Annotated in this window: 16 protein-coding genes; 7 read left to right on the plus strand and 9 right to left on the minus strand. The window is 72.2% G+C overall.

Going from position 1 to position 20,873, the window contains the following annotated elements; genetic code table 11:
* Window positions 1-175: 175 nt before the first annotated feature.
* On the plus strand, window positions 176-505 hold the full coding sequence (locus tag OG611_RS28420; protein WP_266426571.1) for an ATP/GTP-binding protein: 330 nt from the start codon (window positions 176-178) through the stop codon (window positions 503-505).
* A 21-nt stretch (window positions 506-526) separates the two neighbouring features.
* On the opposite strand, the gene OG611_RS28425 is transcribed toward OG611_RS28420, so the two are convergent.
* The 7 genes from OG611_RS28425 to mce form a co-directional block, all read right to left on the minus strand.
* On the minus strand, window positions 527-1,399 hold the full coding sequence (locus OG611_RS28425) for an ABC transporter permease subunit (RefSeq protein ID WP_266426574.1): 873 nt from the start codon (window positions 1,397-1,399) through the stop codon (window positions 527-529).
* Window positions 1,396-2,517 (minus strand): ABC transporter ATP-binding protein, encoded by a 1,122-nt coding sequence (locus OG611_RS28430; protein WP_266426577.1) that lies wholly within the window; start codon window positions 2,515-2,517, stop codon window positions 1,396-1,398. Before OG611_RS28430 ends, OG611_RS28425 begins: the two co-directional genes overlap by 4 nt.
* Window positions 2,518-2,662: 145 nt before the next feature.
* The gene (locus OG611_RS28435; protein WP_266426580.1) at window positions 2,663-3,442 is read right to left on the minus strand and encodes an ABC transporter permease subunit; all 780 of its coding nucleotides are present in this window, start codon (window positions 3,440-3,442) and stop codon (window positions 2,663-2,665) included.
* A gap of 5 nt (window positions 3,443-3,447) precedes the next feature.
* Window positions 3,448-4,440: an ABC transporter ATP-binding protein gene (locus tag OG611_RS28440; protein ID WP_266426583.1), complete on the minus strand. Its 993-nt coding sequence runs from the start codon at window positions 4,438-4,440 to the stop codon at window positions 3,448-3,450.
* A 116-nt stretch (window positions 4,441-4,556) separates the two neighbouring features.
* Window positions 4,557-5,495, minus strand: a complete 939-nt coding sequence (locus OG611_RS28445; RefSeq protein WP_266426585.1) for a cellulose-binding protein — start codon at window positions 5,493-5,495, stop codon at window positions 4,557-4,559.
* Window positions 5,496-5,679: 184 nt separating this feature from the next.
* Window positions 5,680-9,540, minus strand: a complete 3,861-nt coding sequence (scy, locus tag OG611_RS28450) for a polarized growth protein Scy (RefSeq protein ID WP_266426587.1) — start codon at window positions 9,538-9,540, stop codon at window positions 5,680-5,682.
* A 164-nt stretch (window positions 9,541-9,704) separates the two neighbouring features.
* Window positions 9,705-10,133 (minus strand): methylmalonyl-CoA epimerase, encoded by a 429-nt coding sequence (gene mce / locus OG611_RS28455; protein WP_093544046.1) that lies wholly within the window; start codon window positions 10,131-10,133, stop codon window positions 9,705-9,707.
* A gap of 134 nt (window positions 10,134-10,267) precedes the next feature.
* Here mce and OG611_RS28460 point away from each other — a divergent pair, with 134 nt between their 5' ends.
* The 4 genes from OG611_RS28460 (at window position 10,268) to OG611_RS28475 (ending at window position 17,433) form a co-directional block, all read left to right on the plus strand.
* Entirely contained in the window at window positions 10,268-11,470 is a 1,203-nt protein-coding gene (locus OG611_RS28460) for an acetyl-CoA C-acetyltransferase (RefSeq protein ID WP_266426590.1), read from the plus strand.
* 61 nt (window positions 11,471-11,531) lie between these two features.
* Window positions 11,532-12,491 (plus strand): methylmalonyl Co-A mutase-associated GTPase MeaB, encoded by a 960-nt coding sequence (meaB, locus tag OG611_RS28465; protein ID WP_266426593.1) that lies wholly within the window; start codon window positions 11,532-11,534, stop codon window positions 12,489-12,491.
* Between the two features lie 251 nt (window positions 12,492-12,742).
* Entirely contained in the window at window positions 12,743-15,202 is a 2,460-nt protein-coding gene (locus tag OG611_RS28470) for a PQQ-binding-like beta-propeller repeat protein (RefSeq protein WP_266426595.1), read from the plus strand.
* The gene (locus tag OG611_RS28475; RefSeq protein WP_266426598.1) at window positions 15,199-17,433 is read left to right on the plus strand and encodes a protein kinase; all 2,235 of its coding nucleotides are present in this window, start codon (window positions 15,199-15,201) and stop codon (window positions 17,431-17,433) included. The genes OG611_RS28470 and OG611_RS28475 overlap by 4 nt, the downstream gene beginning before the upstream one ends.
* A 24-nt stretch (window positions 17,434-17,457) precedes the next feature.
* Here OG611_RS28475 and OG611_RS28480 read toward each other — a convergent pair whose 3' ends face one another.
* The gene (locus OG611_RS28480; RefSeq protein ID WP_266426600.1) at window positions 17,458-18,057 is read right to left on the minus strand and encodes a PepSY domain-containing protein; all 600 of its coding nucleotides are present in this window, start codon (window positions 18,055-18,057) and stop codon (window positions 17,458-17,460) included.
* Window positions 18,058-18,176: 119 nt separating this feature from the next.
* Here OG611_RS28480 and OG611_RS28485 point away from each other — a divergent pair, with 119 nt between their 5' ends.
* Window positions 18,177-18,839 (plus strand): response regulator transcription factor, encoded by a 663-nt coding sequence (locus OG611_RS28485; RefSeq protein WP_266426602.1) that lies wholly within the window; start codon window positions 18,177-18,179, stop codon window positions 18,837-18,839.
* Entirely contained in the window at window positions 18,836-20,314 is a 1,479-nt protein-coding gene (locus OG611_RS28490) for a HAMP domain-containing sensor histidine kinase (protein WP_266426604.1), read from the plus strand. Before OG611_RS28485 ends, OG611_RS28490 begins: the two co-directional genes overlap by 4 nt.
* An 18-nt stretch (window positions 20,315-20,332) precedes the next feature.
* On the opposite strand, the gene OG611_RS28495 is transcribed toward OG611_RS28490, so the two are convergent.
* Window positions 20,333-20,809 (minus strand): MarR family winged helix-turn-helix transcriptional regulator, encoded by a 477-nt coding sequence (locus OG611_RS28495; RefSeq protein WP_266426606.1) that lies wholly within the window; start codon window positions 20,807-20,809, stop codon window positions 20,333-20,335.
* Between the last annotated feature and the right edge of the window lie 64 nt (window positions 20,810-20,873).

Genomic DNA, 20,873 nt, shown 5'->3' on the forward strand with positions numbered 1-20,873 from the left:
CTGTAGAGCAACAACGTCTGACACGTGCCAAAGGCACGGTCCGCAGGCAGGTTGTTGCGATTTTCCGGTAACTCACCCCGTCCGGGACGTCGCCCCGCGAGGCGCCGGACGCCCGGGTCGGCCAAATGGCCCTACGCTGGACGGGAACTGCCCAGACTGCCCCGTGAGGTGTCACGTGTCCCCGCGCCGCAACCGCCCCCGAGGCGGCGAGAGTCCCCACGACAGCACCGCGGCACCGGGGGACCGGTACGGCGGCGGCGGGCGCGCCGAGGAATGGCAGGGCGAGCAGTGGTCGGTCCGTCCGGTCAGCGGCGCGAGCGCGGCGGGCAAGCGGTACCGCTGCCCCGGCTGCGACCAGGAGATCCCGTCCGGCGTCCCGCACCTGGTGGCCTGGTCCGAGTACGGCGGGATCGACGACCGCAGGCACTGGCACAAGGCGTGCTGGAACGCGAAGGACCGCCGCACCACACAGGTGCAGCGGTCCAGGAACGCGCCTCGCTACTGAGCCCCTCCGGGCGGGGACGGGTCAGACGTCCCGGCGGTTCAGGGCGCCGAACGCACCGAGCAGGGCCACGGCCGTGACGCCGAGCATGATCCACAGCGGGTCCCAGCCGGACGGTCCCGAATCGGCGACCGAGGTGGAGTAGAACGCGCTGAGCTGGCTGGGGATCGAGTACTGGAAGAGCGCCAACCGCAGGTCGGAGAGCGACTTCGCGAACATGAACATGGCCAGCACGAGCGGCAGCAGCACCACTCCGATCATGATCGTGATCGCACCGGCGGAGTGCCGGATGAGAGCGCCGACCGCGAGGGAGAGCAGCCCCAGCGTCGCGATGTAGAGACCGACACCGACCGTCGCGCGCAGCCATTCGCCGCCGCTGGGTGTCGCGCTGTCGATGAACGCCGTCTGCATCACCGCGACCACCGCGGTCGTCACGGTCGTGATCACGAAGGTGAGCAGGAAGAAGACGATCGCCTTCGCGCACAGCACCCGTGCGCGGCTGGGGCAGGCGGTCAGCGTCGTACGGATCATGCCCGTGCCGTACTCCGACGCGATGGTCATCACACCGAGCGTGATCACACAGATCGAGCCCAGCAGCACCCCGAAGAAGCCGAGACTGAGCACCGGCGTCGAGCCGAGATCGGTATCGGAGGTGTCGACCGCGACCGCGGCCAGCAGCCCGATCCCGAGCAGCAGCACGATCATGACGCCGAGCGTCCACATCGTGGAGCGCACCGAGCGGATCTTGGTCCACTCGGAGGCGATCGCGTCGCCGAGGGTGGCCCGGCGCACCGGGATCGGCGAGGTGTAGGGGCCGGCCGGCGAGGCCCGGGGGCTGTGCTGCGGGGCCGGGGCCTGCCGCTGGGACGGCGCCTGCGGGGTCGGCGGCGTTGTCATCGGGCGTCCTCGCTGGTGTCGCGCTTGGTCAGGTCTGCGGGGGCCGCGGCGGACTCGGCCGGGGCCGCCGCGTACGGATTCTGTCCGGGCGGCGGCGGGGCGTACCAGTTCTGCTGGGGCGCTTCCGGGACCGGCGGCTGCCCGTACCCCGGCTGCGCGTACCCGTGGTCCGCCGGCTGCTGGAGACCTGCCTTCTGGTCCGCCGTCGAGCGGTAGTCCACGGCGCCCTGGGTCATCCGCATGTATGCCTCCTCCAGCGAGGCCTGGTGCGGTGAGAGCTCCCACAGCCGGACGTCCGACTCGTGGGCCACATCGCTGATCCGCGGCAGCGGCAGCCCGGTGATCCGCAGGGCCCCGTCCGGCTCGGACATGACCCGTCCGCCCGCCTCGGTGAGCGAGGCGGTCAGCTTCTCGCGCCGCTCCGCGCGGCCGTCGGCGACCCGTACCCGGGCGAAGTCGGCCGAGTTGGCCGAGATGAAGTCCTTGACGTTCATGTCGGCGAGCAGCTGACCCCGGCCGATCACGATCAGATGGTCGGCGGTGAGCGCCATCTCGCTCATCAGATGGCTGGAGACGAAGACCGTACGGCCCTCGGACGCCAGCATCTTCATCAGATTGCGGACCCAGAGGATGCCCTCGGGGTCCAGACCGTTGACGGGTTCGTCGAAGAGCAGCACCTGGGGGTCGCCGAGCAGCGCCGCGGCGATCCCGAGCCGCTGGCCCATGCCGAGCGAGAAGCCCTTGGACCGCCGCCGCGCGACGTCCTGGAGGCCGACGACGCCGAGCACCTCGTCGACCCGGGCGGCCGGGATACCGGCGAGCTGGGCGAGCGAGAGGAGGTGGTTACGGGCGCTGCGCCCGCCGTGCACCGCCTTCGCGTCCAGCAGCGCGCCCACCTGGCGCGGGGCGTTCGGCAGACTGCGGAAGGGGTGGCCGCCGATCGTCACATGGCCGGAAGTCGGCTGATCCAGGCCCAGGATCATGCGCATGGTGGTGGACTTGCCCGACCCGTTGGGACCCAGGAATCCGGTGACGCTGCCCGGCCGCACCTGGAAGGAAAGGTTGTACACGGCCGTCTTCGCGCCGTAGCGCTTTGTCAGGCCGACTGCCTCGATCATGCTTCAGCCCCATCGACTCACAGCTGTCGTCGGGGCCCAGGCCGAGCGGCCGCACACCCCCGTAAGACTTAGGAGGATATCCAGGCTCCGACGGTTCCGGCCAAGCCGTTGCGGGCGCGCGTCGCTGCCCGGACCGGGCGAACGGTCACGCGTCCCGCTTCTTGAGTACGAGATAGCCGCCGATCAGCGCGGCCGCCACCCAGGCGAGCAGGATTCCGAGCCCGCCCCACGGCCCGTACGGAGCCGGGTTGCTGTGCATGGCGTCGGGAACCACCTGCATGATCTTGGACCCGGCCTGGTCGGGGAAGTAGCGGGCGACCTTCTTCGCCCCCGGGACCGCCGACAGGATCTGGGAGACCAGGAAGAAGAACGGCATCAGGATGCCGAGCGACAGCATGGAGCTGCGCAGCATCGTGGCCACACCCATCGAGAAGATCCCGATCAGGCCCATGTAGATGCCACCGCCGACGACCGCGCGCAGGACGTTGTCCGCACCGATGTCCGTGTGGTGGTCGCCGAGCAGGGCCTGTCCGAGGAAGAACGAGACGAAGCTGGTCGCGATGCCGACCACCAGGGCCAGTACACCGGCCACCGCGACCTTGCTGAACAGGAACGAACCGCGCTGGGGCACGGCCGCCAGCGAGGTGCGGATCATGCCGGAGCTGTACTCCGTACCGACCACCAGCACCCCGAAGACGACCATGGCCAGCTGGCCGAGGACCATGCCGGAGAAGCTGATGAGGGTCGGGTCGAAGGTGGCCCGCTGCGCCACCGGGAGGTCGTCGAACTGGGCGTTCATCAGGGCGCAGAGCGCCGCGCTCATCGCGACGGTGACGACGAACGCGGAGATCAGCGTCCAGACGGTCGAGGAGACCGTACGGATCTTGGTCCACTCGGAGGTCAGGACCGCGGGTACCGATGCCATCGTCGTCACACCTCCTTGCCGGTGCCGCCACCGGTCCGCTCGTTCCATTGATCGCCCCACTGCGGGCCCGCGGGCGGTGGCGCCGCGGCGTGGTCCGAGTGTGCGTGGTACTCCACGGAGTCCGCCGTCATCTGCATGAACGCGTCCTCCAGCGAGGCCCGCTGGGCACTCAGCTCATGCAGCACGATCTGGTGCTGCGCGGCGAGCTCGCCCAGTGCCTCGGTCGTGGCACCGTCGATCTCCAGCGTGCCGCCTCCCGTCTCGACCACGATCAGGCCCGCCTCGTGCAGCACATCGCGCAGCCTCTCCTGCTGCGGCGAGCGCAGCCGCACGTAACTGCGGGAGTTCTGGTGGATGAAATCGGCCATCGAGGTGTCGGCGAGCAGCCTGCCCTGGCCGATCACGATCAAGTGGTCCGCGGTGAGGGCCATTTCGCTCATCAGATGGCTGGAGACGAAGATCGTCCGTCCTTCCGCGGCGAGCGCCTTCATCAGATTGCGGATCCAGTGGATGCCCTCGGGGTCCAGACCGTTGACCGGCTCGTCGAAGAGCAGCACCTTCGGGTCGCCGAGCAGCGCCGCGGCGATCCCGAGCCGCTGGCCCATGCCGAGGGAGAAGCCCTTCGACTTCTTCTTCGCCACCGCGGTCAGGCCGACGGTGTCCAGAACCTCCGCGACCCGGCTCTCCGGGATGCGATTGCTCTGCGCGAGACAGAGCAGATTGTTGTACGCGCTGCGTCCGCCGTGCATCGACTTGGCGTCCAGCAGCGCCCCGATGTACTTGAGGGGTTCTTCCAGGTCGCGGTAGTGCTTGCCGTTGATGCGCACCGATCCGCTGGTCGGGTTGTCGAGATCGAGCATCATCCGCATCGTCGTGGACTTGCCCGCCCCGTTGGGCCCCAGAAAACCCGTCACCATTCCGGGTCTGACCTGGCAGGAAAGCCGGTCGACGGCAACCTTGTTGCCAAAGCGCTTGGTGAGGCCATCGAGCTCGATCATGCGTTCACGCTAGAACGGCCGCGCGCCCGGCGCCACCACAAGGGCGGGACCGGGCGCGCAAGGAGGATGCTGAAGATCTTCAGTGTCCTCCTGGGGTGCAGCTGCGGTACTCGGGGTCAGCGGCCCTGCTGGGCCGGGACGCCACGGGTGACCGGCTCGTCGTCGGCGGGGGTGCCCGCCGCGGCGACCGCGGCACCGGTCAGCGTGGCCAGCATCTCGCGGACGTTGGTCAGCTGGGCGTTGATCGAGTCGCGGCGGTTGGTGAGAGCCGCCAGCTCGCGCTCCGACTCGCTGCGGATCCGGTCGGCCTTGGCGTTCGCGTCGGCCACGATGTCCTCGGACTGGCGCTGCGCGGTCTCCACCGTCTGGCGGGCCCGGCGCTCGGCGTCCGTACGGAGCTTCTCGGCCTCCAGGCGGAGCTGCTCGGCGCGGTGCTCGATCTCGGCGAGGCGCTTCTCGGCCTTGGCCTGACGGGACGCGAGGTCGCGCTCCGACTGGTCGCGGCGCTTGGCCAGGTTGGTCTCGAAGTCCGCGGCGGCCTGGGCGGCCTTGGCGCGGGTCTCCTCGAAGAGGGCGTCCGCCTCCTCGCGCTTCTGCGCGGCGTCCTTCTGGGCCTCCGTGCGCAGCGAGCCGGCCTCACCCTTGGCCTTCTCGACGATCCGGACGCCCTCGTCCTCGGCCTTCGCCTTGCGCTCGGCGGCGAACGTCTCGGCGTCGTTGCGCACCTGCTGGGCGGCCGACTCGGCGAGCTCACGGTGCTGCTCGGCGGCGCGACGGGCCTCCTCACGCAGGTCCTTCGCCTCCTCCTCGGCCAGGCGGAGGATCTTCTCCACCCGCGCGCCGAGGCCGGCGTACGACGGCTCGGCGTCGCTCACCTGGGCCTGGGCGTTCTGCGTTTCGAGGTGGAGCTCCTCGATGCGCTTTTCCAGAGACGTGATGCGGGTCAGGGCACTATCACGGTCGGCGACGAGCTTGGTAATGCGGTCATCCACCTGACCGCGGTCGTATCCACGTCGCACGAGCTCGAAGCCGAAGGGGGAGGAAGGGTCGCTCATGGGGTTCCTGTCGAATGAGACCGGTGAGGTGTTAGAGGGAATCCTAGGGGCCCGGACGGCGTGTCACCGAGCGGATGCCCTTTTGATCTGGAGAATGACACCTCTTTTGAGTGGCTGACCCCCGCAACTCTTGCCACTCGGAGGGTTGAACGTTCCTGTCGGAGCACGGGACCTGACAACGCGACTACCCCTCGGACGACTTGCCACTCGATCGAGTGCCCGCCGAGGCCCCGGCCTTGACGCCACCGGAGGAGCCGCCCGCGCCCTTGCCGCCGCCCGTGGGCGTCTCGAAGGACTCCAACGCCTCCAGCACGTCCTGGACTCGGGAGATCTCGGTGTTGATGTCCTCGCGCCGGCGCACCAGCAGATCGAGCTCGCGCTTGCCCTCCTCGACCGTGCGCTTCGCCTCGGCCTCGGCGTCGGACCGCAGCTTCTCGGCCTCGCGGACCAGCGTGGCCTTCTTCTGCTCGGCCTCCTTCAGCAGCGACTCGGCCCGCTTCACCGCGGCGATCCGGACCTTGCTCGCCTCCGAATTGGCGTCCGCCAGCAGCTCCTTGGCCTTGGCCGCCGCCTCGTCGCGCTGCTCCGTCGCCGCCTTCATCAGGTTGTCGACGCGCTCGCCCGCCGTCTTCATCTGCTCGGAGGTCTCCCGCCGGGCCCGGTCGTGCAGCTCCTCGATCTCGCCCTCGATCCGCGTCCGCAGCTCCTCGGCCCGCTCCCGGATCGCCGTGGCGTCCCGGCGCGCGCCGACCAGCAGCTCGTCCGCGTCCGTACGGGCCCGCTCCACCAGGGAGTTGCCCTCGACCGTCGCCTCCGAGGTGATCCGCACGGCTTCCTTGCGGGCCGCGCCGACCATCGTGTCGGCCTGCTCCTCGGCCTCGGTGGCGGCGCGCAGCGCCTCCTCCTGGGCCTTGTTGACCAGCTGATCGGCCTGCTCGGCGGCATCGGCCCGGCGCTTCGCCGCGGCCTCCCGCGCCTCGTCGAGCAGCCGGTCCGCCTCCTGGCGGGCCTCCGCGCGCATCTGCTCGGCCGCCGACTCCGCGTCGGCGCGCACCCGCTCCGACTCCTCGCGGGTGCGGGCCGCGTGCTCCTGCGCCGAGCCGACGGTGGCCGCCGCCTCCGCACGCAGCCGCTCGGCCTCGTCCGCGGCCTCGCCCGACAGCCGGGCCGCCCGCTGCTTCGCCTCGTCGACCAGCGCGGTGGCCTGCTGCGTCGCCTCGTCGACGAGCCGGGTGGCCTGCTGCGTCGACTCCGTACCGATCCGCTCGGCCTCGCTCGTCGCCTCGCCCACCAGCCGGTCGGCCTGGGTCGCGGCGTCGGAACGCATCCGGTTGGCGTCCTCGCGGGCCTCGGCGCGGCTGCGCGAGGCGTCCTGCTCGGCCGAGGCCAGCGCGTCGGAGGCCTCGGTACGCATCCGCTGGCTGTACTCGGCGGTGTCCGCCCGCAGCCGCTCCGACTCGCTGATCGCGTCGGCGACGGTCCGCTCGGCCATCGCCTTCGCGGCCTCGGACTCCTCCCGCGCCTCCTGGCGGATCCGGGCCGCGTCCTCGCCGGCCCGCTCCCGCTCGGCGTGCGCGTCGGTGCGGACCCGGTCCGCCTCCTCCTGCGCCTCGGACTTCGTCCGCTCCGCGACATGCTCGGCGGTCGAGCGCAGCCCGGCGATCTCCGCCTCGGCCTGCTCCTGCAGCCCGCTGACCGAATCCCGTACCTGCTGGGCGGTCTGCTCGGCCGCGGAGACCAGCTCGGTCGCCCGGCTGTCCGCCTCCTCGACCAGCCGCTGCGCCTCGGCCTGCGCCTGCTCGACCCGCTTGCGGGCGGAGGCGAGCAGTTCCTCGCTCTGCTCGCGGGCCCGCTCACGCTCCTGGTTCGCCTCGGTGCGTGCCGCGTCGAGGGTCTCCTCGGACTCCCGGCGGCGCCGGTTCGCCTCCTCCTGGGCGGCGGCCAGCGCCTCGGCGGCCTCCGTGCCGACCCGCTCCGCCGCGGCGGCGGCCTCGGACCGCACCCGGTCGGCGCTCTCCTGCGCCTCGGACTTGAGCCGCTCGGCCTCGGCGGCGGCCTCGGACCGCAGCCGTACGGCGACGGACTCGCCCTCCGCACGCGACTGCGACGCATCCGCCGCGGCCTCGTCGCGCAGCCGCTCCGCCTCGGTCTCCGCCTGCTCCCGCAGCGTCCGGATCCGCTCGGCGGCCTCCGTCCGCAGCCGCTCGGACTCCTCGTTCGTCTCGCGCCGGATGCGCTCCGCCTCGGCGCGCGCGTCCGTGAGCGCCTGCTCGGCAGTGGCGACCCGGGTCTCCGCCTCGGTGTGCAGCCGAGTCAGCTCCTCGGCCGCCTCCGCCTGCCGGGCCGCGACCGCGCGCTCGGTCTCCTCGCGCAGCTCCGCCGCCGCCCGCTCGGCCGCGGTGGTGGTCGAGCCCGCCTGCTCCTCGGAGTCGGTACGCAGCTGCTCGGCCTCGGCACGGGCGCGCTCCAGGGCCTCCTCGGCCTGCTTGCGCAGCGTGCCGGCGCGCTCGGCCGCCTCGGTGCGGACCCGCTCGCTCTCGGTGCTCGCGGTGGAGCGCAGCTCCTCCGCGTCCGCCTTCGCCTTGGCCAGCAGCTCCTCGGCGGTCTTCGCGCCCTCCTCGATCTGCTGGACGGCCTCGCGGCGGGCCTCGCCACGGATCCGCTCGCCCTCGGCGACCGCCTCGGAGCGCAGCTGCTCGGCCTCGCCGCGCAGCCGGCGCGCCTCCTCCTGGAGCTCGACCGTCTTGGCCCGGTACTCCTTGGTGTCGTCCTTGGCCGCGCCCTTGAGCTGATCGGCCTGCTCGGCGGCCTCGCCGCGCAGCCGGTCCGCCTCGGCCTCCGCCTCGCGGCGGATCCGGTCGGCCTCCTCGCCCGCCGCCCTGGTGGTGGACCTCGCGTCCTCGGACGCCTTGGTCAGCACCTCCTCGGCGCTCCTGGCGGCCTTGGCGAGCTGGGCCGCGGTGTCCTCGGCGGCGGCCGTGCGGGCCTTCTCGGAGGCCTCGGACTTCAGCCGGTCCGCCTCGGCCCGCGCGTCGGCGAGCGCCTGCTCGGCCTCCGCCTTGAGCGTCTCGGCGTCCTTGGTCGCCTCGCCGACCAGCCGGGCGATCTCCGACTTGGCCGTACGGGTGCGCTGCTCGTTCTGCGACTCGGCGGCGGCCAGCCGCTTGACCGCGGCCTCCTTCGCCTCGCCGGTGACCTTCTCGGCCTCCAGCCGGGCCTCGCGCAGCCGGGTCTCGGCCTCCTGCATGCGCTGCTCGGCGGCCCGGTTCAGCTCGGCGGTCTGCTGGCGGGTCTGCTCGGTCTCGGCCGACGTCGACGTACGCAGCTGCTCGGCGTGGCTGGTGGCCTCCTGCGCCTGGCTGGAGGCGGCGTCCAGCAGCCGCTCGGCGTCCTTGCGGGCGCGCAGCAGGATCGCCTCGGCCTCGGCCCGTGCCGACTCCGCCTCGGAACCGAGCCGCTGCCTGGTCTCCTCCGCAACCCGGTTCGCCTCGGCGCGCGCGGCCGTCAGGGACTGCTCGGCCTCGGCCCGCGACTCCTCCAGCAGCCGGCGGGCCTGGGACTCCGTCCTGGCCCTGAGCTGCTCGGCCCAGGCGACGTTCTCGTTGACATGGGACTCGACGGTCTGGCGGCGCTCCGCCAGCTCCTGGTCGAGCCGCTGGCGCCGCTGCACCGCCTCGTTGTGCAGCTCGGCCTGGAGCCGCGCCTGGTGCTCGGCGTGCTCCTGGAGGATCCGCTGCGTCTGCGCGCGGGCGTCGCGGAGCTCCCGCTCGGCGTCGGTCCGCAGCTGATCCGCCTGGATCTGGGCGTTACGGAGCAACTGGTCGGCCTGGTAGCCGATGTCCGCGCTGTCGTACGCGGGACGGGTCGCGAGATTGCGCCGAGCCTCGTGCAGCTTGGCGCGCAAGACCTCGACCTGGTAACCGAGGTCCTCGGCGTGCTGGACGGCCTTCTCCCGGTCGGTCTTCAGCCGGTCCATCTCGGCTTCGAACCGCGAGAGATGGTCGTCGTCAGCTCGGTGGCTCTCCTGGCGTTCGTAGCCCCGCACTGCGCGGTCCCATCCGTCCCCTGGTCGCAACTCTCCAACGAGTACCGTTCACCGGTGAACGGTCCCCCGGGGAATGGTGACAGATCAACGGCTGGGGACGCGGCGCGGCCCCGACCCGGCCCCGGCCCGGAACAGCCCACTCTACCGGGCCGGGTATCCGGAGGTCAGTGCTCCGCTGCGGACGTGACCAGTTCGGTGAGGACTCCATGGCAGTCCTTGGGGTGCAGGAAGGTGATCCGGGACCCCATCGAACCGGTCCTGGGCTCCTCGTACAACACCCTGACCCCCTTCTCCCTGATGTCCGCGGAATCGGCGTCGACATCCGCGGTGCCGAAGGCGATGTGGTGGACGCCCTCCCCGTTCTTCGCCAGCCACTTGCCCACGGCCGAGTCCTCCCGGGTCGGCTCCAGGAGCTGGAGGTAGGAAGCGCCGCCGTCGGACGTATCGTTGATCTTGAGCATGGCCTCCCGTACGCCCTGCTCCTCGTTGATCTCGGAATGGAACACCTCGAACCCGTAGGTCGAGCGGTAGAACTCGACGGTCCTGTCGAGGTCGAAACAGGCGATCCCGATGTGATCGATTCGCGTCAGCATGGAACCAGTGCAGCGCCACACGGATGGTTACGCAACGTGCGCGCCGTCACACCCGCTGCCGGATGACGGGCGAGGTACCGCTCAGTACATTCAAGTAAACCCTCGTTCACTCCTCATCCCAAGGGGCGCCCCTCATGTCTGGAACGACCGGTACCACCTCAGTGATCGTCGCGGGCGCGCGTACGCCCATGGGCCGCCTCCTCGGCTCGCTGAAGAGCTTCTCCGGGGCCGACCTCGGCGGCTTCGCCATCAAGGCCGCGCTGGACCGGGCCGGCATCGGCGGCGACCAGGTGGAGTACGTGATCATGGGCCAGGTGCTGCAGGCCGGTGCGGGCCAGATCCCGGCCCGCCAGGCCGCGGTCAAGGCCGGCATCCCGATGAACGTTCCCGCGCTCACCGTGAACAAGGTGTGTCTGTCCGGGCTCGACGCGATCGCGCTCGCCGACCAACTGATCCGCGCCGGTGAGTTCGACGTCGTCGTCGCCGGCGGCCAGGAGTCCATGACGAACGCCCCGCACCTGCTCCCGAAGTCCCGCGAGGGCCACAAGTACGGCGCCATCGAGATGCTCGACTCCATGGCGTACGACGGTCTGACCGACGCCTACGAGAACATCCCGATGGGCGAGTCCACCGAGAAGCACAACTCCCGCCTGGGACTGAGCCGCGCCGACCAGGACGAGATCGGCGCCCTCTCGCACCAGCGCGCCGCCGCGGCCCAGAAGAACGGCATCTTCGAGGCCGAGATCACCCCGGTCGAGATCCCGCAGCGCAAGGGCGACCCGGTCCTCTTCGCCAAGGACGAGGGCATCCGCCCGGAGACGACCGCGGAGTCCCTCGCCAAGCTGCGTCCGGCGTTCGCCAAGGACGGCACGATCACCGCGGGCACCTCCTCGCAGATCTCCGACGGCGCTGCCGCGGTCGTCGTCATGAGCAAGGCCAAGGCCGAGGAGCTGGGCCTGGACTGGATCGCCGAGATCGGTGCCCACGGCAATGTGGCGGGCCCGGACAACTCGCTCCAGTCGCAGCCCTCCCACGCGATTCTGCACGCCCTCAAGAAGGAGGGCCTGGAGGTGGCGGACCTCGACCTCATCGAGATCAACGAGGCCTTCGCCGCGGTCGCCGTCCAGTCGATGAAGGACCTCGGCGTCACCCCGGAGAAGGTGAACGTCAACGGCGGTGCCATCGCGCTGGGCCACCCGATCGGCATGTCGGGCGCCCGTGTGGTGCTGCACCTGGCGCTGGAGCTGAAGCGGCGCGGCGGCGGCACCGGCGCGGCGGCGCTGTGCGGTGGCGGCGGTCAGGGCGACGCGCTGATCGTCCGCGTCCCGGGCAAGTAGTACGTTCCGGGCCAGTGGTACGCGGTACACGTAGAGCACGCAGCGAGTGAACGGAGCGGTGATGGTGGACGTCCCCACCCTGGTCGAGCAGGCACGTGCGGGCCGGCCGCGGGCCGTGGCCCGGCTCATCTCCCTGGTGGAGGGGGCGTCGCCGCAGCTGCGCGAGGTGATGGCGGCCCTGGCGCCGCTGACGGGCAACGCGTACGTCGTCGGCCTGACCGGCTCGCCCGGTGTCGGCAAGTCGACATCGACGTCGGCGCTCGTCTCGGCGTACCGGCGGGCCGGCAAGCGGGTCGGCGTCCTGGCCGTCGACCCGTCCTCGCCGTTCTCCGGCGGGGCGCTCCTCGGCGACCGGGTCCGGATGTCGGAGCACGCCTCCGACCCGGGCGTCTACATCCGCTCCATGGCCACCCGCGGCCACCTGGGCGGCCTCGCCTGGTCGGCACCGCAGGCGATCCGGGTGCTGGACGCGGCGGGCTGCGAGGTGATCCTGGTGGAGACGGTCGGCGTCGGCCAGTCGGAGGTGGAGATCGCCTCCCAGGCCGACACCTCCGTCGTCCTGCTGGCACCCGGGATGGGGGACGGCATCCAGGCGGCGAAGGCCGGAATCCTGGAGATCGGCGATGTGTACGTCGTCAACAAGGCCGACCGGGACGGCGCGGACGCCACCGCGCGCGAGCTCAACCACATGCTGGGCCTCGGTGAATCACGGGGCCCCGGCGACTGGCGGCCGCCGATCGTGAAGACGATCGCCGCCCGGGGCGAGGGCATCGACGAGGTCGTCGAGGCGCTGGAGAAGCACCGGGCGTGGATGGAGGAGCACGGAGTGCTCGCCGAGCGGCGCGCGGCCCGCGCCTCCCGCGAGGTCGAGACCATCGCCGTGACGCGGCTGCGCGAGCGCATCGGTGATCTGCACGGCGACCGCCACCTCGGCGCGCTCGCCGAACGCATCGTGGCGGGCAGCCTCGACCCGTACGCGGCGGCGGACGAGCTGGTGGCGGGGCTCACCGGCGGGGGCTGACCCGCCCTTCCCCCGTTTCCGGTGCGGCGTGCGGGCCGCGTCCGGAAACGGGGAGGGAACCGGTCCGCGTGCGGTCTGCGGGCCGCACCGGGAACGGGCCCCGGCGGTGGCGCGCCCCGCCGCTCATGACTGATATCACGTCAGTCACCGGGCGGGAGTGCGCCATTGGCGTCTTCGGGCCCTGCTGCCGCCCCGTCCGTGACAGGATTGCCGCCGGTCACGTGTCATGCGCACGAGGGGGGAAGCGACACATGCTGGGTCCGCTGCGGCAGGACTCGCCCCGGCGGATCGGCCCGTACGCGATACGGGCCCGGCTGGGCGCGGGTGGCATGGGCGAGGTCTTCCTGGGCGACCGGGGCGACGGGAGCGACGCCGTGGCCGTCAAGACGGTCCGCCGCGACGTGGCGCAGGACCCCGGCTTCCGCAACCGCTTCCGCCGCGAGATCACCGTCGCCCGGTCCGTCACCGGCCCCCACCTCGCCCCGCTGCTCGACGGGGACGCGGACGCCGAGGTGCCCTGGCTCGCCACCGCGTACGTGGCCGGACCGACGCTCTCCGCCGCCGTCCGCGGCGCCGGTGCGATGGCCGAGGCCGAGGTCCGGATGCTGGGCGCCGGAATCGCCCACGCCCTGGCGGCCGTCCACGCGGCGGGGATCGTCCACCGCGACGTGAAACCCGGCAACGTGATGCTCGCCGCCGACGGGCCGCGCCTCATCGACTTCGGTATCGCCCGGGACGCCGGCGCCACGCCGCTCACCACCACCAGCCGGATGGTCGGCAGCCCCGCCTTCATGTCCCCCGAACACGTGGCGGGCAGCGGACGCGTCGTCCCGGCCTCCGACATCTTCTGCCTCGCCTCGGTGCTCTGCTTCGCCGCCACCGGCCGCGACCCGTTCGGCGACGGGCCCGTCGCCGCCGTCCTCTACCGGGTCAAGTACGTCGAGGCCGACCTGGACGACGTGCCCGAGGTGCTGCGCGCGGTCCTGGAGGACTGCCTGACCGCCGACCCCGCCGCCCGCCCCACGGCCGCCGGACTGGCCGAACGGCTCACGCCCGGCGCCGCCGCCGAGTGGTCCGCCCCGGTGGCCGGGCAGATCGCGGAGTACGGACGGGAGCTGGCCCGGGTCAGCGCGCTGGACGGGCCGCTGCTGCCGGGCTACACGCCCACCGAGGCGGCCACGGGGAGCCGGGCGGCGCCCCATCAACTGCCCACACAGGGAACGGACTTTGCGCCGGGCGTGCACATCGCCCCCACCCAGGGCCCCGGCCTCGCGGAACCCCGGCGCCGCTCCCGGCGGCGCCGGAACCTCGTCGCGGCCCTGGCCGCGCTCGCCCTGCTCGGAGCCGCGACCGGCGGCCTCCTGGCCCTGCGTGGGGGCGACAAGGGCGGCGACGGCGATCCGAAGGCGCCGGCCACGGTGCTCGCCGGTATCGACACCCAGGGCGGCCGGGAGGGCTCCGGTACCGTCCCGTACGGCCGTGACGTCCGTCCGGCCGGGTGGCACAGCTGGCAGAGCAGGATGACCGGGCAGCCGTTCGGCTGTGCGGCGGGCCGGGACGTCCTGGTCTGCCGCACCACGGCCGGCTCGTACGAGGGGCTCTCACCGGCCGACGGGAAGAAACTGTGGGACTACTCGGCCCGGCTGGACGCCGATGAGACCGGCGCCCGGGTCAGCCCCACGGGACAGGTCTTCACGCCGTCCGGATCGACCCGGCCCGCGGTCTACGGCGATCAGGTCCTGCTCGCCACCGGAGGCCGGCTCGTCTCGCTCGACTCCCGTACCGGGAAGACCCGTTGGGAGTCCCGTGCAGGGTCCGCCCACGGTTTCGAGAGTGCGCCGCTGGTCGCCGACGGAATGGTCTTCGCGGACATCGGCCCCAGCTCGCATGGTGCCCGGATCGCCGCGTTCGACCTGGCGACCGGCAAGGAGAGGTGGCGCAAGCCGCTGGTGGGCGAGGACATTGCCAAGGTCGAGGAGTACGACTTCTGGCCGCTGGCCACCAGGGACGGGGTGCTCTACCTGCTCGGCCAGGGCGGGCTGCGTGCCCTGCGTGCCGACGTCGGCACGGAGCTCGGCCGGGCGAAGGACGAGCAGACCTCCCAGTGCCACGACGCGCTGATCCGCGCCCCGCACGTCTACTGCTCCGTGTACACGTACTCCGCCGACGGCGAGCGCATGGCCGTCCACCGGCTCGGCACCCCCTCGCTCGAACCCGCCGGTGAGGTTCCGGTACCGGACGAACTCACCGACAACGGCAGACTCGTCGCCGTCGACGACCATGTGGTCGTCCTGGTCCGTAGCGCGCTTCCCTGGGAGGAGGACGACAGCGACCCGGAGATCGTCCTGGTCCGTGCGGACGACGGCAGGACCCTTGCCCGCTACCCGCTGGACCGGAGATCGTTCAGCAGCCGCATCAACGCGGCCTCGCTCCCGATGATCGTCGCGGACACCCTGGTGTGGGCGGACAGCACCAGTCTGTACAGCGTCGCCCTGCACAACGGATCCAAGCCCGGTCCGCTGCGCAGAACCGCGCTCAAGGGCGCTCCGGGGCCCGAACTGCGCAAGGAGTACGACACGCTCCAGTGGGGCGTCGTCATGTCCGGCGAGGTGCTGCCGCCGGAGGTCCTTCCGGTCGGCGGAGCCGTCTACGTCATTTACCACGGCGGCAGGGTGCTCTCCGTCCCGCTGCCCGGTCCGTCCGCGTCATGATCGAACGCCTGGCCCCCAACACCCGGACACGGATCGGCCCTTACCGGATCCTCGGACTGCTCGGCGCGGGCGGCATGGGCGAGGTGTATCTGGCCCGGCCGGCCGGGGAGCCGGCCGGCGGACTCGTCGCGCTGAAGACCGTCCGAGCCGATCTCGACCTGGACGACGGGTTCCGCGTCCGGTTCCGGCGGGAGATCGAAGCGGCGGCCGCCGTGCGCAGTCCCCGCACCGCGACGCTCGTCGGAGGCGACGCGACGGGCCGGACGCCCTGGCTCGCCACCGAGTACGTCCCGGGCCCCTCGCTGGCCGAGGCGGTGGCCCGCGACGGGCCACTGCCCGAACCCGTGGTGCGGACCCTGGGTGCCGGCCTGGCCCGGGGGCTCGCCGACATGCACGCCGTACGTGTGCTGCACCGCGACCTCAAACCGGGCAATGTGCTTCTCGGCCCAGACGGGCCCAAAGTGATCGACTTCGGCATCGCCCAGGCCTTCGACGCCACGCAGTTGACCCGTACCGGTGTCGTGGTCGGCAGCCCCGGCTACATCTCACCCGAGCACGTCAACGGCTCGCGGGCACTCGTGCCCGCCTCCGACGTGTTCTGCCTGGCTTCGGTGCTGGCCTTCGCGGCAGCGGGACGTGGTCCGTTCGACGACTCCGACATGGCAGCGGTGATCTTCCGGATCGCCCGTGGGGAGGCCGAACTCTCCGGCGTGCCGACACGGTTGCGCGAGGTGATCGTCCGATGCCTCGATCCGCGGCCCGAACAGCGCCCCGCCCCGCGGGAGCTGGCCGCTCTGCTGCTCCGGGAGCAGCCGTCGGTCCCGTTCCCCTGGACTCCGGGGGTAAGGGCGCAGCAGGCCGCGTACGAGCGGGCAGCCCGGGAGTGTGCCGGCGCCGCCCCGGCCGAGCCGGCCCCCGCGCCCGTCGTGCCGCCGCTGCCGGCCGGCCCGCCGCTCGCCGCCGCCGCCGTTTCCGGGGCGGGCACGTCGGTGGGCCTGTCTCGCCGGAAGCTTCAGGTGACCCTGACGGCCGTGGCGGTCACGGTCTGCCTGCTGCTGGGCTACCTGTTCTGGCCGGATGCCGGCCCCCGGGGCGGCGGCACCGGGGCCGGCTCCGGATCCACGGGGCCCGGAGCCGGACCAGCGAACGCCGGTGGGGCCGCCGGTGTGCGGGCGGTTCCCCGGGCCGACAGCGGCCGGACCGGGGACTTCGGCAAGGCCGCAACCGATCTGTCCGCCCGGCCCGCGGGATGGAAGGCCTGGCAGTCCACGGTCGAGGGGGCCGTGGGCGGTTGCAGCCTTGCCGAGTCGACCCTGCTGTGCGGCGGAACGAAGGGGGTCACCGCACTCGACGCGGCCGACGGCAAGCAGCGCTGGCAGACACCGAAGGGGGCACAGGGTGCCACGGCGGCCCTCGTCGCCGGCTTCACGAAGGGGACCGTGTACGCGTTCGTCGGCCATGCGATGGTCGGCTACCGGATCAAGGACGGCGCGGAGCGGTGGCGCGCGCAACTGCCCGCCGGAGACACCGGATCGGGTGCCGTCCAGGACGGCGACACCCTCTACTACGCCACCCGCGACGCCACCTCCGGCACCGGCAGGCTGGCTGCCCGCCGGCTCACGGGCGACCGGGGCGAGCTGTGGAACAAGCCCTACGCCGGCACACGGCCCGCCCTGGTCGCCGACGATGGGCGGCTGGTCGTGGTCGAGGGGAGCACCCGGATCGTCGACGGGGCGACGGGCACCGTGAAGGAGCAACTCCCCGCGAACGACTTCCCCTGCCGGGATCCGGCGCTCAAGGGCCGCTTGCTGGTCTGCCGGGCGACCGGGACGGGGGTCGCCGTCATGAACGACGTCACCCGGCCGCAGGAGCACCGGATCATCGCCGAGGACATCACGGTCCGGTACCCGGTGGCGCTGACCGACGACGGGACCGTGGTGGTCAACGACGGCGACCACCCCTACGCCTTCGACGCGGGCGACGGCCGGTCGAAGTGGTCGGGCGACCGGTCGGACGAGGGCGGCGAGCCGTCGGTGGCGGGAGACCAGATCCTCTCGGCCCTGGACGTGGGGGTGAGCACGTACCGACGGGCGGACGGGGAGCCGACGAACATCACCGGCTACACCGGCGTCCCCAACCCGCCCAAGGACCCGCCGCATCTGCTGGCCGCCGGTGATGTCGTATTCCTCACCTTCGACGACGGCACGGTCGTCTCCGGATACATCCCCTGAGGCAGGACCGCGACGGCGACTCCGTCAGTCCTCGTCCCGGTCATCGTCCCCGTGACCGTCGTCCGACCGGTCCACCGTCACCTTGCCCGACTTCGCGTCCACGTTCAGCTCGTGCTGCTTGCCGTCCTTGCCCCGGACGTCGACCTCCCAGTGCAGCGACCCGCCGCTCCGGCCGTCGTGGTCGTCCAGGTCGATCGACGTCACGGTCCCGGGGTTCGCCTTCATCGCGGCGTCGACGGCCGCGTTCAGCGACACGGGGGCCGACCGGGGCGCGTGCCGGTCGCGGTCGTCGTCATCGTCGGAGACGTGCTTGCCGAGCACCTTGCCGTTGCCCGCGTCCACCGTCACGTCGTGCCACGCCTTGTCGGAGCCGTACACGTCGAGCTCCCAGACGAGCCCGCCGTCCTCGTCGTCCAGCTCGGCCTCGGTGACCGTGCCCGGGACGGCCTTGACGGCGGCCGTGATGGCGTCCGCCACGTCGACGCGGGCGGTGCCACCGCTCGGCGCGCTGGACCGGGTCTCGCGGTCGTGGCTGTCGTCGTCCGCGAAGGCGACCGCCGTGGCGGCTCCGCCGCCGACGAGCACGGCCGCGGTGACTGCGGCGATGACGATCTTGCGCTTCATATGGGTTCCTCCCCGATCGGGTGGCCGGTTTCGACCAGGACCACACTGCCGGGGTGATGCTGAACGCAGCCTGAAGCCACCTGAAGCCGTCTTCAGGTTCGGTTTGCGACCCTGTGCGTATGCGCCTGTTGATCGTGGAGGACGAGAAGCGGCTCGCGACGGCCCTGGCCGCGGGGCTCACCGCCGAGGGCTTCGCCGTGGACGTGGTGCACGACGGTCTCGAAGGGCTGCACCGGGCCGCCGAGGGCGCGTACGACCTCGTCGTCCTCGACATCATGCTGCCCGGGATGAACGGCTACCGCGTCTGTGCCGCCCTGCGCGCCGCCGGACACGAGACACCGATCCTGATGCTGACGGCGAAGGACGGGGAGTACGACGAGGCGGAGGGCCTCGACACCGGGGCCGACGACTACCTGACCAAGCCCTTCTCGTACGTCGTGCTGGTGGCCAGGATCCGGGCGCTGCTGCGGCGCCGAGGAGGCGGCTCCGGCTCCCCGGTGGTCACCGTCGGCGCCCTGCGCATGGACACCGCCGCCCGCCGCGTCCACCTCGGCGAAGCCGAAATCATCCTCACCACAAAGGAGTTCGCGGTGCTGGAACAGCTCACGCTGCGGGCCGGACAGGTGGTGAGCAAGGCGGACATCCTGGAACACGTCTGGGACTTCGCCTACGACGGCGACCCGAACATCGTCGAGGTGTACGTGAGCGCGCTGCGGCGCAAGCTCGGCGCGGCCGCCATCCGCACGGTGCGCGGCGCCGGGTACCGGCTGGAGGCGCTGTGAGGTCGGTACGGGCCAGGGCCGCGCTGGGTGCCACGGTGGTGGTCGCCCTCGCGCTGATCGGCGCCGGGCTCTCCGTACTCCTCGTCCTGCGCGCCAACCTCACCGACCAGGCGGGCCTGCAGGCCGAGGTGGTGGCCCGGGAAGTGGCCGGGCAGCTGGCCCTCGATGTGCCGTACGACCGGCTGGAGATGCGCGACGAGGAGGACCATCCGGTCCAGGTGACCGACGAGGACGGGCGCGTGGTCGCCGTCTCCAAGGACCTCCGGGCGATCTCCGGCACCGGTACCGACCGGGTCACGCCGGTCCCGTCACCGACCGCCGGGGGGTCCGGCGGCGGGAGCGACGACGACAACGGGGGCGACGACGGAAGCGATGACGACGACCGTCACGCCACCCCCGCCCCCGGCCGCGGCGAAGTCGACTCCGACGAACCGGACTTCGGCAACGGCACCGCCGATGTCGACGGCGAAACGGCCGACTACCGTTTCGCGTCCGTGAAGGCGACGACTTCCGCCGGGGTGACCCTGACCGTCCACGCGGGTGCCCCGCTGGCCGCCGAGCAGGAGGCGGTGGGCACCGTGCGCGGTGCGATGCTGGTCGGGCTGCCGGTTCTGCTGCTCGTCGTCGCCGGGGTGACGTGGCTGGTGACCCGGCGGGCGCTGCGCCCGGTCGAGGGCATCCGGCGCGAGATGGCCGCGATCACCGCCTCCGAGGACCTGAGCCGGCGTGTGCCGGAGCCCGGCTCGCGCGACGAGATCGCCCGGCTGGCCCGTACGACCAATGAGACGCTCACCGCTCTGGAGGCCTCCGTCGAGCGTCAGCGGCGCTTCGTCGCGGACGCCTCGCACGAACTGCGCAGCCCGATCGCCTCCCTGCGCACCCAACTGGAGGTGGGGGCGGCCCATCCGGAGCTGCTGGACGTGAAGGGCGCGGTCGCCGACACCGTACGGCTCCAGGCGCTGGCCGCCGATCTCCTGCTGCTGGCCAGGCTCGACGCGGGGGAGCGGCCGGGCCGTACGGCGCTGGACCTGGGCGCGCTGGTCCGCGAGGAGGTCTCGCAGCGCACGGGCGACCGGATCGCGGTGACGGTGTCGGTGCCGGACTCAGGACCGGACTCCGGGCCGTTCGAAGTGGCCGGTTCGCGTGGGCAGTTGGCGCGGGTGATCGGCAATCTGCTGGACAACGCGGAGCGTCATGCGCGGAGCACGGTGACGGTCTCGGTGCGTGCCGCGGAACGGGGCGGCGTGGTCGTCGCCGTCACCGACGACGGGGCGGGAGTGCCGCCGGAGGAGCGTGAGCGGATCTTCGAACGTTTCGTACGGCTCGACGACGCCCGGACCCGGGACGACGGCGGCGCGGGCCTGGGCCTGGCCATCGCCCGGGACGTCGCCGCCCGGCACGGAGGGCGGCTGACGGTGGACGGCGCGCGGGAGGGCGGCGCCCGGTTCGAGCTCTGGCTGCCCGGAGCCCGCTGAACACCGCCCCGCCGGGGGTCACACCTTGCCGCGTCGTCCCCGCAGGTGTTCCGCGACCGGGGTCAGCGCCGCGTGCAGGTTCGCCAGCGCCTCAGGCGTCAGCAGGTCCATGAAGTGCTTGCGGACCGACGCCACATGGTGCGGCGCCACCTTGCGCATCGTCTCCGCGCCGTCCTCGGTGAGGACCGCGTACAGACCGCGCCGGTCGGACTCGCAGTTCTCCCTGCGGACCAGGCCGGCGTTCTCCATGCGGGTGATCTGGTGCGAGAGCCTGCTCTTGGACTGCAGCGTCGCGGCGGCGAGGTCGCTCATCCGCATGCGCTGGTCGTCCGACTCCGAGAGGTTGACCAGGATCTCGTAGTCGTTGTTGGTCAGGCCGAACGGCTGGAGATCCTTCTCCAGCTGGTGCATCAGCAGCCTGCTGACGTCCAGGTGGGTGCGCCAGGCGCACTGCTCCGCGTCGTTCAGCCAGCGGGTGGCCGTCTCGGTCTCCATATATGGATTCTACCTAAGAAGTTGAAAGCCGGACGAAGTGGGGAGGCGTGACGGTCGGCACCCG

Origin of the sequence: Streptomyces sp. NBC_01363 (assembly GCF_026340595.1) — a bacterium.
Classification (GTDB): domain Bacteria; phylum Actinomycetota; class Actinomycetes; order Streptomycetales; family Streptomycetaceae; genus Streptomyces.

Coding starts and splice junctions, on each gene's coding strand:
- OG611_RS28430 (WP_266426577.1), bottom strand. CDS start 2,517: ATGATCGAGGCAGTCGGCCTGACAAAGCGCTACGGCGCGAAGACGGCC.
- meaB (WP_266426593.1), top strand. CDS start 11,532: ATGGTGGACGTCCCCACCCTGGTCGAGCAGGCACGTGCGGGCCGGCCG.
- OG611_RS28485 (WP_266426602.1), top strand. CDS start 18,177: ATGCGCCTGTTGATCGTGGAGGACGAGAAGCGGCTCGCGACGGCCCTG.
- OG611_RS28470 (WP_266426595.1), top strand. CDS start 12,743: ATGCTGGGTCCGCTGCGGCAGGACTCGCCCCGGCGGATCGGCCCGTAC.
- OG611_RS28495 (WP_266426606.1), bottom strand. CDS start 20,809: ATGGAGACCGAGACGGCCACCCGCTGGCTGAACGACGCGGAGCAGTGC.
- OG611_RS28440 (WP_266426583.1), bottom strand. CDS start 4,440: ATGATCGAGCTCGATGGCCTCACCAAGCGCTTTGGCAACAAGGTTGCC.
- OG611_RS28445 (WP_266426585.1), bottom strand. CDS start 5,495: ATGAGCGACCCTTCCTCCCCCTTCGGCTTCGAGCTCGTGCGACGTGGA.
- mce (WP_093544046.1), bottom strand. CDS start 10,133: ATGCTGACGCGAATCGATCACATCGGGATCGCCTGTTTCGACCTCGAC.
- OG611_RS28475 (WP_266426598.1), top strand. CDS start 15,199: ATGATCGAACGCCTGGCCCCCAACACCCGGACACGGATCGGCCCTTAC.
- OG611_RS28480 (WP_266426600.1), bottom strand. CDS start 18,057: ATGAAGCGCAAGATCGTCATCGCCGCAGTCACCGCGGCCGTGCTCGTC.
- OG611_RS28425 (WP_266426574.1), bottom strand. CDS start 1,399: ATGACAACGCCGCCGACCCCGCAGGCGCCGTCCCAGCGGCAGGCCCCG.
- OG611_RS28460 (WP_266426590.1), top strand. CDS start 10,268: ATGTCTGGAACGACCGGTACCACCTCAGTGATCGTCGCGGGCGCGCGT.
- OG611_RS28435 (WP_266426580.1), bottom strand. CDS start 3,442: ATGGCATCGGTACCCGCGGTCCTGACCTCCGAGTGGACCAAGATCCGT.